8 protein-coding genes are annotated in these 13,421 nt (G+C 71.1%); 5 read left to right on the top strand and 3 right to left on the bottom strand.

Annotation, left to right across the window (positions count from 1 at the left end):
• Positions 1 to 228: 228 nt before the first annotated feature.
• Positions 229 to 1,332, bottom strand: coding sequence for a septum site-determining protein Ssd (ssd, locus tag ACFY2L_RS22035; RefSeq protein WP_390823126.1), 1,104 nt, complete (start codon positions 1,330 to 1,332; stop codon positions 229 to 231).
• A gap of 581 nt (positions 1,333 to 1,913) precedes the next feature.
• Here ssd and ACFY2L_RS22030 point away from each other — a divergent pair.
• Positions 1,914 to 2,747 carry an HAD family hydrolase gene (locus tag ACFY2L_RS22030; RefSeq protein ID WP_390659355.1) on the top strand — a complete coding sequence of 278 codons (834 nt, stop codon included), beginning with the start codon at positions 1,914 to 1,916 and terminating at the stop codon, positions 2,745 to 2,747.
• A 345-nt stretch (positions 2,748 to 3,092) separates the two neighbouring features.
• Here the strand turns inward: ACFY2L_RS22030 and ACFY2L_RS22025 are convergent, their stop codons facing one another.
• Positions 3,093 to 3,917 carry an oxidoreductase gene (locus ACFY2L_RS22025; protein WP_390823125.1) on the bottom strand — a complete coding sequence of 275 codons (825 nt, stop codon included), beginning with the start codon at positions 3,915 to 3,917 and terminating at the stop codon, positions 3,093 to 3,095.
• 101 nt (positions 3,918 to 4,018) lie between these two features.
• Between ACFY2L_RS22025 and ACFY2L_RS22020 the strand changes: the two genes are divergently transcribed.
• Positions 4,019 to 4,999, top strand: a complete 981-nt coding sequence (locus tag ACFY2L_RS22020; protein WP_390823124.1) for an ATP-binding protein — start codon at positions 4,019 to 4,021, stop codon at positions 4,997 to 4,999.
• Positions 5,000 to 5,047: 48 nt separating this feature from the next.
• Here the strand turns inward: ACFY2L_RS22020 and ACFY2L_RS22015 are convergent, their stop codons facing one another.
• Positions 5,048 to 6,313, bottom strand: a complete 1,266-nt coding sequence (locus tag ACFY2L_RS22015; RefSeq protein ID WP_390823123.1) for a hypothetical protein — start codon at positions 6,311 to 6,313, stop codon at positions 5,048 to 5,050.
• A 337-nt stretch (positions 6,314 to 6,650) separates the two neighbouring features.
• Between ACFY2L_RS22015 and ACFY2L_RS22010 the strand changes: the two genes are divergently transcribed.
• The 3 genes from ACFY2L_RS22010 (at position 6,651) to nhaA (ending at position 13,395) form a co-directional block, all read left to right on the top strand.
• Positions 6,651 to 9,413: a SulP family inorganic anion transporter gene (locus tag ACFY2L_RS22010; RefSeq protein ID WP_390823122.1), complete on the top strand. Its 2,763-nt coding sequence runs from the start codon at positions 6,651 to 6,653 to the stop codon at positions 9,411 to 9,413.
• A gap of 283 nt (positions 9,414 to 9,696) precedes the next feature.
• Positions 9,697 to 11,652 carry an acetate--CoA ligase gene (gene acs, locus ACFY2L_RS22005; RefSeq protein ID WP_390823121.1) on the top strand — a complete coding sequence of 652 codons (1,956 nt, stop codon included), beginning with the start codon at positions 9,697 to 9,699 and terminating at the stop codon, positions 11,650 to 11,652.
• Between the two features lie 192 nt (positions 11,653 to 11,844).
• A complete protein-coding gene (nhaA, locus tag ACFY2L_RS22000; protein ID WP_390659349.1) occupies positions 11,845 to 13,395 on the top strand; it encodes a Na+/H+ antiporter NhaA in 1,551 nt (516 codons plus the stop codon).
• The last annotated feature ends 26 nt before the right edge of the window (positions 13,396 to 13,421 follow it).

The raw sequence follows: 13,421 nt of genomic DNA, 5'->3' as shown, positions 1-13,421 counted from the left end.
GCGTGCCCACACTCCGCCCGAACCCGGGCAGTGCCCTCACGGCGCACCCGCCTCGGTCAGCACCCCGCTCGCCCCCAGCCCCTGGAGCCCCGGACAGCGTGCCCACACCCCGCCCGAACCCGGGCAGCGCCCTCACGGCGCACCCGCCTCGGTCAGCACCCCGCTCGCCCCCAGCCCCTGGAGCCCCGGACAGCGTCCGCACACCCCGCCCGAACCCCGGCAGCGCCCTCACGGCGCACCCACCTCGGTCAGCGCACGCTCCCAGAACTGTTTGCAGAAGCGGGCGAGGGGCCCGCGCGCGGCGGCACCCGGTGGCGCCTTTCCGCCGTCCGGCCGCAGCAGGCCCTGTTCCACCGGCACCTCGCCGGCCAGGGGCAGCCGGAGCAGCCTGGCCACCTCGCGGTCGTCGAGGCCGGGTGCGTACGGTCCCCGTACCGCCACCCTGAGGTCGCGCAGGACCATGCCGGCGGCGGAGGCCACCCGGCCGGCCGCCGCGACGGCGCGCAGTTCGGCGGGGACCACGAGAAGCCCCAGGTCGACCTGGGCGAGGGCCTCGGCGACCCCGTCGTCGATGCGGCGCGGCAGGTCGACGACGACGGTGCCGCCCCGGCGCCGGGCCGCGGCGAGCACCGCGCGCACGGCCTGCGGCGGGACGGCGACGCAGTCGCCGCGGTCCCAGCTGAGCACCCGCAGCGAGTGCAGTTCGGGCAGCGACTCCTCCAGGGCACCGCCGCCGACCCGCCCGCGTGAGGCGGCGAACGCCGGCCAGCGCAGCCCTTCCGTCGCCTCTCCGCCCAGCAGTACGTCGAGTCCGCCGCCCAGCGGATCGGCGTCCACCAGGAGGGTGCGCAACCCCTCACGCGCGGAGGTGACGGCGAGGGCGCACGCGAGCGTGGACGCTCCGGCGCCGCCGCGGCCCCCGATGACGCCGACGGTGAGCGCGGGCCGGCCGACGCCCTCGGCCACGTCGGCGATGCGGTCGACCAGCCACTGTTCGCCGTCGGGCAGCACCAGGACATGGTCGGCGCCGATCTCGACGGCGCGCTGCCACACCCCGGAGTCGTCCTGGTCGCGCCCGACGAGGACCACCCCGCGTCTGCGGACGGCCCCGCGCATCCGGCGCGCCGCGTCGTCACCGACCAGGACGAGCGGCGCCGCCTCCCAGCTGCCCCGGCGCGCGGGCACCGAGGGGTGCACCTCCGGCGTGGCACCGGCGGCGGCGCACAGGCGCAGCAGGTCGTCGAGGAGGTTCGTGTCCTCCGTCACGATCAGCGGCCTGCCCTGCCGGCCGGAAGCGGCGGGCGGCGGGTCGTGGGTCACTGCTCCTGCCATGGTCTTCGTCCCCCTTTGACTGTGGATCGCGCAGCCCTCACGGCCCGCGATTCCCCTGCGTGCGAAGAACCGGAAGACCCGGTCTCCATATGAACGGCCGACAGAAACCGGCCGCGCGCACCCGGCAAACGGAACCGGTCATGAACTCGGCCCGAGCGAACGCGTCGGAATCACGGTGCGGCGAACCGGGAAATCTTGTGGATCTTGGTGGAAAACTGTGGACAGCCAGGCGGTTGTGAATATCGCCATCACCCAAACCGGTGACGCTTGAACCATCTCCTGTGCGACTTCCGCAGAGCAGTCCGACGACTACCCACCGTGACGGAACGCGGACATGCCGAAGAGGCGGCCTCAGCCGCCTCGAACGCGCGGTACAACCGCGTACAGAACGGGAAAACCCACCCGGACATGCGACGACCCCCGCCGGGGGGGAGAGCGGGGGTCGTCTCCACGGCCGACTCGGGGGGGGAGGAGCCGGACCGGGTTAGCACGGTCGCGAACGATCCGTGACTTCCATGGTGTACCCGAGAGCCCTCTCAGGCAAACCCACGCGCCCACCTTACGCCGAATGGGCTGCCCCTATGCTCTTGGTTGTGGAAAACCACTCCTTGCCCCGCACAGCGGCCTTCTTTGACCTGGACAAGACGGTCATTGCGAAGTCGAGCACGCTCACCTTCAGCAAGTCCTTCTACCAAGGCGGGCTGATCAACCGCAGGGCCGCCTTGCGGACCGCATATGCCCAGTTCGTCTTCCTCGTCGGCGGTATGGACCACGACCAGATGGAACGGACCCGCGAGTACCTGTCAGGGATGGTGCGCGGCTGGAACGTCCAACAGGTGAAGGAGATCGTCGCCGAGACCCTTCACGCCCTGATCGACCCGCTCATCTACGACGAGGCCGCCTCCCTCATCGAGGAGCACCACACGGCCGGCCGGGACGTCGTGATCGTGTCCACGTCGGGCGCCGAGGTGGTCGAGCCGATCGGCGAACTGCTCGGGGCGGACCGAGTGGTGGCCACCCGGATGGTGGTGGGCGAGGACGGGTGTTTCACCGGCGAGGTGGAGTACTACGCCTACGGCCCGACGAAAGCGGAGGCGATCAAGGAGCTGGCCGCTTCGGAGGGGTACGACCTGGAGCGCTGCTACGCCTACAGCGACTCGGCGACCGATCTGCCGATGCTGCAGGCGGTGGGCCATCCGCACGCCGTGAACCCGGACCGGACCCTGCGGCGCGAGGCCGTCGCACGGGGGTGGCCGATTCTCGACTTCCACCGGCCCGTACGGCTCAAGCAGCGCATCCCGTCGTTCTCGGTTCCGCCCCGTCCGGCTCTCGTCGCGGCCGCGGCCATAGGCGCGGCGGCCGCCACCGCGGGACTGGTCTGGTACGCGAGCCGTCGCCGTGCGGCGACCGCTTGAGCCGCCGCGACCGTTTGAAGCCTGTTTGGCAGCAAAAGTAAAGAACCGGCGGCAACCCTTCCGCTTGCCATGGTCCTGGAGTAGAAAGGACTCAACGGCCCGCGAGACCAAGGACATCCGAAAGGATCACCTTAATAACGCAATTGGCCCCACGGACCGATGCATGAACATCGAGCACCCACGCGACGTCGACCCGTCGATTACGGGCCAGCCGCACCAGGTGACGGGCAAAGATCCCCGCCTGATGGGCAATATATCGAGGACGCTTGGTAACCCGGTGAGCATGCCAGCGGCGGTACGAATTACTCGTACCGCCGCAACCCGTGTACGGGGACTTTTCGTCCGTTACGCCGCGCCGCGCTGCAGCGCCTCGCACACCGCCGTCGACTCGCGGGCGCCCAGCTCGACCGCCCTGCCGCAGTGGGCGATCCAGGCCGCCATGCCCTCCGGAGTGCCGGAGACATAGCCCTCCAGAGCGGCCAGGTAGGCGGCCCGGCCCAGTTCGGCGTGGCCCACCTCGGCCGGGCAGACGGACTTGGGGTCGAGGCCGCTGCCGATCAGGACGATCCGCTCGGCGGCGCGCGCCACCAGGCCGTTGTGCGAGGTGAAGGGGCGCAGGGCGAGAAGCTCGCCATGGACGACGGCGGCCGTCACCAGGGCGGGTGCCGAACTCCCCGCGATGATCAGCTGGGCCAGTCCCTCCAGCCGGCCGGCCAGCTCGTCCGCGCCGGGCAGCGGCAGCTCGATCAGCGGCTCGTCGACCGCTTCCCCGGCCTGCCGCGGCCGTCCGACCTCGTCGCCGCCGTCGGCCGCCGCCACCAGGTGCAGCCGCGCCAGCACCCGCAGCGGTGACTGCCGCCAGATGGAGAGCAGCTGCCCCGCCTCCGCGGTCAGCCGCAGCGCGGCCCCCATGACCCGCGCCTCGTCGTCGACGCCGAAGTCGCTGCGCCGGCGCACCTCCTCCAGGGCCCAGTCCGCGCCGGACAGCGCCGCGGACCCGCGGGCGCCGCGCAGGGCGGCCTCGGAGGTGATCTCGGTGCTGCGGCGCCGCATGACACGGTGCCCGTAGACCCGGTCCACGGCCTTGCGCACGGACTCCACGGACTCGGCCACACCGGGCAGCGAGCCCAGGGCCGCGAGCGGATCGGCGGACGCGCCTGTCGTACTCATGAGTACGACATTACGCAACCACGGCCCACACCCCTCGATGGAGTGGTCTTCTTCACGCACCGCCGCCACGTACAGCCATCGCGGCACTACGCTTGGTGAACATGAAAATTGCTTTCGTCGGGAAGGGCGGCAGCGGCAAGACCACCCTGTCCTCCCTGTTCATCCGTCACCTCGCAGCCCTCGGCGCCCCCGTGATCGCCGTGGACGCGGACATCAACCAGCACCTGGGGCCCGCGCTCGGCCTCGACGAGGCGGAGGCGGCCGGACTGCCCGCGATGGGCGAGCACCTGCCGATGATCAAGGACTACCTGCGCGGCTCCAACCCGCGCATCGGGTCCGCCGAGACGATGATCAAGACGACGCCGCCCGGCGAGGGCTCCCGGCTGCTGCGGGTCCGCGAGCACAATCCGGTGTACGACGCCTGCGCCCGGCCCGTGGAACTCGACGGGGGCGCGATCCGTTTGATGGTCACCGGCCCCTTCACGGACGCCGACCTCGGGGTCGCCTGCTACCACTCCAAGACCGGAGCCGTGGAGCTGTGCCTGAACCACCTGGTGGACGGCCGTGACGAGTACGTCGTGGTCGACATGACGGCGGGCTCGGACTCCTTCGCCTCCGGCATGTTCACCCGCTTCGACATGACGTTCCTCGTCGCCGAGCCGACCCGGAAGGGGGTCTCCGTCCATCGCCAGTACAAGGAGTACGCCCGCGACTTCGGCGTCGAGCTGAAAGTCGTCGGCAACAAGGTGCAGGGTCAGGACGACGTCGACTTCCTCCGCGCCGAGGTCGGCGACGACCTGCTCGTCACGGTCGGGCACTCGGACTGGGTGCGCGCCATGGAGAAGGGCCGGCCGCCCCGGTTCGACCTCCTGGAGGAGTCCAACCGTGAGGCCCTGAGCCTGCTGCGGACGACCGTCGACGCCGCCTACGAGCGGCGTGACTGGGAGCGCTACACGCGTCAGATGGTGCACTTCCACCTGAAGAACGCCCAGTCCTGGGGCAACGAACGCACCGGGGCCGACCTGGCCGCACAGGTCGACCCCCACTTCGTCCTCGGCGAAAGCGTCACGGCCGCCGTCTAGGGCCCGCGCCCGCGGTGTGCCACCGGCGGGGCCCCGGACGAGCGAGGTCTACCGCCGGGCGGCCGGAGCGCCGGGCACGCCCTTCGGGGCCGGGGCGGGGCGACCGGACAGGAAGGACGCCCAGCCCTGCCGGGGAGACTCGCCGACCCCCAGCGAGCGCAGCCTGGCCAGGGTGTCCGGGTCCTGGGCGTCCAGCCAGTCGGCGAGCTGCCGGAAGGACACGCAGCGCACGTCCGGCTTGTTGCAGACGGTCTCGACGACCTGCTCGACGGCGCGCATGTACGTGCCGCCGTTCCAGGACTCGAAGTGGTTGCCGATGATCAGCGGGGCGCGGTTGCCGTCGTAGGCACGACGGAAGCCCTGGAGCAGGCCCTCGCGCATCTGGTCGCCCCAGAACGCGTACTTGTCGGGGTTGCCCTGGGTCCTGGTGCCGGACTGGTTGACCATGAAGTTGTAGTCCATGGTGAGCTGCTCGAACGTGTGGCCGGGGAAGGGCACGAGCTGCATCGACAGGTCCCACAGGCCCGTTCTCTTGCGGGGCCAGAGCTGGTTGTTGACCCCGCTGGTGTCGTAGCGGAAGCCCAGCTCGCGGGCGGCCCGCATGAAGTTCTTCCGGCCTTCGAGGCAGGGGGTGCGGGCGCCGATCAGCTCCTTGTCGTAGTCGAAGGGCAGCGGGGCCGCCTCCTGCATGCCGGTGTTGGTCTTCCAGGTCCTCACGAACTGCTTGGCCTGGGCGATCTCGTCCTTCCACTCCTCGACCGACCACTCGCCGACGCCGCCGTTCCTCCCGCAGAAGTGGCCGTTGAAGTGGGTGCCGATCTCGTTGCCCTCCAGCCACGCCAGACGCAGCTGCTTCACGGTGTCGGCGATGCCCTGCTCGTCGTTGAAGCCGATGTCGGAGCGGCCCGGCGAGTGCTGGGGCGGCTTGTACAGGTCGGCCTTCTCCTCCGGCAGCATGTACACACCGCTGAGGAAGTACGTCATGGTCGCGTGGTTGGCCTTCGAGACCTTGCGGAAGTGGGAGAACAGCTTCTGGCTGTCCTCGCCGGCCCCGTCCCAGGAGAACACCACGAACTGCGGGGGCTTCTGACCCGGCTTCATGCGCTCCGGTCTCGGCAGGTGCGGCTGTGGTCCGGTGTACGCGGTGGAGCCGTCGCCGATCAGGCGGACCGCGCTCTTCGGCGCCGGGGCGCCTTTCTGCGGAGCGGGCGCTCCCCTCTTCGAACCGTCGGTTCCCGTCGTACAACCGGCGAGCGATGCGGCGACCGTCGCGGCGACCACGGCGCCCGCGGCGATCCTCTGGGTGGCGGCCATGTTCCGCCCACCTTCTTCCTTCTCTCGGCCCACGCCGACGAGGGCGTCCTGTCGGTGGCGTGCCGGGGCGAGCCGGCAGCGCGGTCAAGGTCGCATGGGACGGAGAAGGAATTAGTACGACAAGCCGATGAAATGGCCACATCACACGTGAGGGTGATTCATTGCCCTATTTGCCACATAAGTCCACGCCCGCCCTTTACTCTGCATTACGATCGCTTTACCGAGCGTTGATCTTTCATCCCGCCGCTGTACGCCGTCACCCACGGCCGCGACCGCCCCCGTCCTCGACGGGGGACCACCAGTTCCGCGACCGCGCTGCCCCGGAGGAGACGGGAACATGTCAGCCTGCGTCCCCACTCGTACGTCCGACTCGACGCGCCCGAAGCGCGTCCATCCGCCCCACAGCCCCCCACCAGGACCGCGCCGCCGCTTCCGCATCGCGGGCGCCGACGTGTCCGCCTCGATCGCGGTCTTCCTGATCGCCCTCCCCCTGTCCCTGGGCATCGCCCTGGCCACCGGAGCCCCCCTCCAGGCCGGCCTCGTCGCCGCCGCGGTGGGCGGGATCGTCGTCGGCCGGCTCGGCGGCTCCCCGCTCCAGGTCAGCGGCCCCGCCGCCGGACTGACCGTGGTCACCGCCGACCTCATCCAGCGCTACGGCTGGCGGACCACCTGTGCCGTCACCGTCCTCGCCGGAGTCGCCCAACTCGGCCTCGGCTGTCTGCGTGTGGCACGCACCGCGCTCGCCGTCAGCCCCGCCATCGTGCACGGCATGCTCGCCGGCATCGGCGTCACCATCGCCGTCGCCCAGCTGCACATCGTCCTCGGCGGCACCCCGCAGAGCTCCGTCCTCGACAACCTCCGCGCGCTGCCCGCCCAGTTGGCGGGGCTGCAGCCGGCGGCCGTCGCGGTGAGCGTGCTGACCCTCAGCCTGCTGCTGATCTGGCCGCGCATCCCCGGCCGTACGGGCCGGCTGCTGCGCACGATGCCCGCACCCCTCGTCGCCGTCGCCGGGGCCACGGCCACCGCGTCCCTCGCGGGCCTCACCCTCCCCAAGGTCGACCTGCCCTCCTGGCGCAGCCATGCCCTGGCGGGACTGCCCGAGGGCCCGGCGCTCGGCGTCGCCGCCGCCGTCCTCACCATCACGCTGGTGTGCAGCGTGCAGTCGCTGCTCGGCGCGGTCGCCGTCGACAAGCTGATCGCCTCCCGGCCCGGCCTCGTCGCCTCTCCCGCCACCCGCGCCCCGCGTGTCGGCCGCTCCGACCTCGACCGCGAGCTGCTCGGTCAGGGAGCCGCCAACATCGTCTCCGGCTCACTCGGCGGACTGCCGGTGGCGGGGGTGGCCGTGCGCAGTTCGGCGAATGTCCACGCCGGCGCCGTGAGCCGGAACTCCACGATGCTGCACGGCGTTCTCGTAGTGGTCGCCGCGCTGCTGATGGTCCCGATCCTGGAGCTCATCCCGCTCGCCTCCCTCGCCGCCCTGGTGATGGCCGTCGGCATCCAGATGGTGTCCCTGCACCACATCCGCACGGTGACGCGCCACCGAGAGGTGCTGGTGTACGCCGCCACCACCCTCGCCGTGGTCTTCCTCAACGTCCTCCAGGGCGTGATCCTGGGGATCGCCGTGGCGGTCGCCGTCGCCCTCAACCGCCTCGCCCACACCCGCATCACGCATGACGAGCGGGAAGGGGTCCATCACATCCAGGTGCGCGGCCAGTTGACGTTCCTCGCGGTGCCGCGGCTCAGCCGAGCCCTGCATCTCGTGCCCCACGGAAGCCCTGCCGTGGTCGAGCTGGACGGTTCCTTCATGGACCACGCGGCCTACGAGGCCCTGCAGGACTGGCAGAAGACGCACACCGCGCAGGGCGGGAGCGTCGAGCTGACCGGTCGTCGGCTCGGCACGGGGACCATCACCCCGGCCGCCGCCGGTGCCGGTGCCGGGACCGGGACCGGGACCGCAGGAACTGAGCCGCCCGCCCCGGCCGCCCCCGGAGCCGGAACCCCGTTGGCCGACTGCCGCTGCCGGCCCTGGACGCCCTGGCGCAACCACCAGTGCGAGGTCCCGCGCTCCGCGCCCGCGTCCGGCGTCTCCCCCGGCGGGCCCGCGGCAGAGGAGCCGGTGGGTGCTCCCGGCACCGTTCCCGGCGGACACCCCGCGGAACTCTCCGCGGGAACGACCGGCCGGACCGGGGCGGCTGATCAGCCCTCGTCCACCGAACCCGAACCTCACCCGAGCACTCCCCCATCCACCACCGCGACATCCACCACATCCACCACCGCGACATCCACCGCCCCCGCATCCGCCGACCCCGGCTCCCCCGCCCCCACCTCCACCGGCCCCGGGCCCCTCACCCCCGACGGCACGGCCCCCGGCGGCACGGCCCCCGGCAGCTCACCCCTCGACTCCCAGGAGCCCAGCACTCCCCAGGAGCCCGGCAGTCATCAACTGGTCCGCGGTATCAGCGCGTTCCAGCGGAACACCGCCCCCCTGGTACGAGGGGAGCTGGCACGGCTGGCCCGGGAGGGGCAGCGCCCCACCCAGCTCTTCCTCACCTGCGCCGACTCCCGGCTGGTCACCTCGATGATCACCTCCAGCGGTCCGGGCGACCTGTTCGTGGTGCGGAACGTGGGCAACCTGGTGCCGCCGCCGGGCGAGGAGAGCGGGGACGACTCGGTGGGGGCCGCGATCGAGTACGCGGTGGACGTGCTGAAGGTGCGGTCCATCACCGTGTGCGGGCACTCCGGGTGCGGAGCCATGCAGGCGCTGCTCGGCTCCGAGCCCGGCGGTGAGCAGACCCCGCTGAAGCGGTGGCTGCGGCACGGGCTGCCGAGCCTGGAGCGGATGGCCGACGGCAGCCACCCCTGGCCCCGGCTGGCCGGGCGGGCTCCGGCGGACGCGGTCGAGCAGCTCTGTCTGACCAACGTGGTCCAGCAGTTGGATCATCTGCGCGCCCACGTGTCGGTGGCGCGAGCCCTGCGGGCCGGGGCGCTGGAGCTGCACGGGCTGTACTTCCACGTGGGCGAGGCACAGACGTACCTGCTCACCGGAGGAGGCGGCGACGAGCTGTTCGATCACGTGGGGGTGGCGCACCTGACGGCGTGAACGGTGACGGGTGGCGCCCGCCCGCTCCCTCTCCGGGCGGGCACCACCCCCTGCCAAGGCCGACCCCCGGGCCGAGCCGGTGAGCTCCCCTGGGGCAAAGCGTGTGAAAGGCGTTACACCGGCTGAACTCCGCCCGGTCCCGGTCCGTGGGTACGGATGAACCCGGCCCACCCGAACCCGGGACAGGTCTAAACCAATTTTCCGTCGACCCTTGTCACCGGCCCCCCGGTTCTGATGAGCTGTGGCCTGGGACACAACGGACACCCTTCGAGAGGGAGATGTCGTGAGCAACGAGAGCCTGGCCAACCTGCTCAAGGAAGAGCGCAGGTTCGCACCGCCCGCCGACCTGGCCGCACATGCCAATGTCACGGCGGAGGTGTACGAACAGGCCAAGGCTGACAGGCTCGGCTTCTGGGCCGAGCAGGCCCGCAGGCTGACCTGGGCCAAGGAGCCGACGGAGACGCTGGACTGGTCGAACCCGCCGTTCGCGAAGTGGTTCAAGGACGGCCGGCTCAATGTGGCGTACAACTGCGTGGACCGGCACGTGGAGGCCGGACACGGCGACCGGGTCGCGATCCACTTCGAGGGTGAGCCGGGCGACGGCCGCGCCATCACCTACGCCGAGCTCAAGGACGAGGTGTCGAAGGCCGCCAACGCGCTGCTGGAGCTGGGCGTCCGGAAGGGCGACCGGGTCGCGGTCTACATGCCGATGATCCCGGAGACGGCGATCGCGATGCTGGCGTGCGCCCGGATCGGCGCGGCGCACTCCGTCGTCTTCGGCGGCTTCTCGGCGGACGCCCTGGCCACCCGGATCCAGGACGCCGACGCCAAGGTCGTGATCACCTCCGACGGCGGGTACCGGCGCGGCAAGCCGTCCGCGCTGAAGCCGGCCGTCGACGACGCCGTCACGCGCGTGGACAACGTCGAGCACGTGCTGGTGGTCCGCCGCACCGGCCAGGAGGTCGCGTGGAACGACGAGCGGGACGTGTGGTGGCACGAGATCGTGGAGCGGCAGCGGGCCGAGCACACGCCCGAGGCCTTCGACGCCGAGCACCCGCTGTTCATCCTCTACACGTCCGGTACGACGGGTAAGCCGAAGGGCATCCTGCACACCTCGGGCGGCTACCTCACGCAGGCCGCGTACACCCACCACGCGGTCTTCGACCTCAAGCCGGAGACCGACGTGTACTGGTGCACCGCCGACGTCGGCTGGGTCACCGGGCACTCGTACATCGTCTACGGGCCGCTGGCGAACGGCGCGACGCAGGTCATGTACGAGGGCACGCCCGACACCCCGCACCAGGGCCGCTTCTGGGAGATCGTCCAGAAGTACGGGGTCACGATCCTGTACACGGCGCCGACCGCGATCCGGACGTTCATGAAGTGGGGCGACGACATCCCCGCGAAGTTCGATCTCAGCAGCCTGCGGGTGCTGGGGTCGGTGGGTGAGCCCATCAACCCCGAGGCGTGGATCTGGTACCGCAAGCACATCGGTGCCGACCGGACCCCCGTCGTCGACACCTGGTGGCAGACCGAGACCGGCGCGATGATGATCTCGCCGCTGCCGGGCGTCACCGAGACCAAGCCGGGGTCGGCGCAGCGACCGCTGCCCGGTATCTCCGCGACCGTCGTCGACGACGAGGCGAACGAGGTGCCCAACGGCGGCGGCGGTTATCTGGTCCTGACCGAGCCGTGGCCGTCGATGCTGCGCACCATCTGGGGCGACGACCAGCGGTTCCTCGACACCTACTGGTCGCGGTTCGAGGGCAAGTACTTCGCCGGCGACGGCGCGAAGAAGGACGACGACGGGGACGTCTGGCTCCTCGGGCGCGTCGACGACGTGATGCTCGTGTCGGGGCACAACATCTCCACCACCGAGGTGGAGTCGGCGCTGGTGTCGCACCCGTCGGTCGCCGAGGCGGCCGTGGTCGGCGCCGCCGACGAGACGACCGGACAGGCGATCGTCGCGTTCGTGATCCTGCGCGGCACCGCCGCCGAGTCCGAGGACCTGGTCTCCGAGCTGCGCAACCACGTGGGCACGACACTGGGACCGATCGCCAAGCCCAAGCAGATCCACCCGGTGACCGAGCTGCCCAAGACCCGCTCGGGCAAGATCATGCGCCGGCTGCTGCGGGACATCGCGGAGAACCGTGAGCTCGGCGACGTGACCACCCTGACCGACTCCACGGTCATGGACCTCATCCAGGCGAAGCTTCCGGCGACGCCGAGCGAGGACTAGGACGGCGAGCGCGGACTGAGGACCAGTTCCGCGAGGGCACCCGGCGACAGTGCGCCGGGTGCCCGTTTCGCCCCTACCGTGGGGATCACCGGATCCTTTTCCGCGCATCTTAGGTAAACTAAGGAAAACAAGGTGCGCCGGGAAGTCTGGTCGGCATGTGCTCAGTGCTGCCCGCCAACCGGAGGTCTCCCCGTGACCGCGCCCCGCTCCACCGCCGCCCGCAAGGTCTTCGACCGTCTCTCCCTCCCCGAGCGGACCTTCGTCGCGGACGCGCTGCGGACCGAGACCGTCGGCGGTGTGCTGCTGCTCGTCGCCGCGGTGGCCGCGCTGATCTGGGCGAACATCCCCGCGCTGCACGAGAGCTACGAGAGCGTCAGCGACTTCCACCTGGGCCCCGCGGCCCTCGGGCTGAACCTCTCGGTCGAGCACTGGGCGGCCGACGGCCTCCTCGCGGTCTTCTTCTTCGTCGCCGGCATCGAACTCAAGCGCGAGCTGGTCGCCGGGGATCTGAAAGACCCGAAGGCCGCCGCGCTGCCCGTGGTGGCCGCGCTGTGCGGGATGGCCGTACCGGCTCTGGTCTACACGCTCACCACCCTCACCGGCGGCGGTGATCCGGGCGGCTGGGCCGTGCCCACCGCCACCGACATCGCCTTCGCGCTCGCCGTGCTCGCCGTCATCGGTACGTCGCTGCCGAGCGCCCTGCGCGCCTTCCTGCTCACGCTCGCCGTCGTCGACGACCTCTTCGCGATCCTGATCATCGCCGTGTTCTTCACGCACACCATCGACTTCGCCGCGCTCGGCGGCGCGGTCGCCGGCCTCGCCGTCTTCTGGGTGCTGCTGCGCAGGGGCGTGCGCGGCTGGTACGTGTACGTGCCGCTCGCGCTGGTCATCTGGGCGCTGATGTACAACAGCGGCGTCCACGCGACCATCGCCGGCGTCGCCATGGGCCTGATGCTGCGCTGCACCACCCGTGAAGGGGAGGAACACTCCCCCGGCGAGCGCATCGAGCACCTGGTGCGCCCCCTCTCCGCGGGCCTCGCCGTGCCGCTGTTCGCGCTGTTCAGCGCCGGGGTGTCGATCTCGGGCGGTGCGCTGGGCGAGGTGTTCACCAGGCCCGAGACCCTCGGGGTCGTCCTCGGGCTCGTCGTGGGCAAGACGATCGGCATCTTCGGCGGGACCTGGCTGACCGCGCGCTTCACCCGGGCCTCGCTCAGCGAGGACCTGGCCTGGGCGGACGTCCTCGCCGTCGCCTCGCTGGCCGGCATCGGCTTCACGGTCTCCCTGCTGATCGGCGAACTGGCCTTCGAAGGCGACGCGGCCCTGACCGACGAGGTCAAGGCCGCCGTCCTGACCGGTTCGTTGATCGCGGCGACCCTAGCGACGGTGCTGCTGAAGCTGCGCAACGCCAAGTATCGCCGGATCTACGAGGCCGAGGAGCGCGACGAGGACAGCGACGGCATCCCGGACGTCTACGAGGAGGACGACCCGGCGTACCACCTCCGCATGGCCGAGATCTACGACCGCAAGGCCGCCGAGCACCGCCGGATCGCCGAGGAGATCACCCGGGCCACAGCCGGAGAGGCGGACGGGGACGAGGACGGCGGCGGGGCCGGGGGCGGGGAGACGGGTGCGGACGAGGCTGTGGAGGGAAGCGGTGAGAAGGCCGTGAAGAGGGGATCCGCGCCTCCCATGGCGGCCGAAGTACCGGGCGGGGCAGGCGAGGACGGCGACCGTCCGGCATGATCTGACGGGACGGTACAAAAGAAGCC

The organism is Streptomyces sp. NPDC001381, assembly GCF_042895685.1.
GTDB lineage: Bacteria > Actinomycetota > Actinomycetes > Streptomycetales > Streptomycetaceae > Streptomyces.
Note: the sequence above shows the minus strand (reverse complement) of the source record. Positions and strands in the feature narration are given on the sequence as shown.

What these genes read in the sequence shown, in the direction of transcription:
- ssd (WP_390823126.1), bottom strand. Translation starts at nt 1,332, where the DNA reads ATGGCAGGAGCAGTGACCCACGACCCGCCGCCCGCCGCTTCCGGCCGG.
- ACFY2L_RS22030 (WP_390659355.1), top strand. Translation starts at nt 1,914, where the DNA reads ATGCTCTTGGTTGTGGAAAACCACTCCTTGCCCCGCACAGCGGCCTTC.
- ACFY2L_RS22025 (WP_390823125.1), bottom strand. Translation starts at nt 3,917, where the DNA reads ATGAGTACGACAGGCGCGTCCGCCGATCCGCTCGCGGCCCTGGGCTCG.
- ACFY2L_RS22020 (WP_390823124.1), top strand. Translation starts at nt 4,019, where the DNA reads ATGAAAATTGCTTTCGTCGGGAAGGGCGGCAGCGGCAAGACCACCCTG.
- ACFY2L_RS22015 (WP_390823123.1), bottom strand. Translation starts at nt 6,313, where the DNA reads ATGGCCGCCACCCAGAGGATCGCCGCGGGCGCCGTGGTCGCCGCGACG.
- ACFY2L_RS22010 (WP_390823122.1), top strand. Translation starts at nt 6,651, where the DNA reads ATGTCAGCCTGCGTCCCCACTCGTACGTCCGACTCGACGCGCCCGAAG.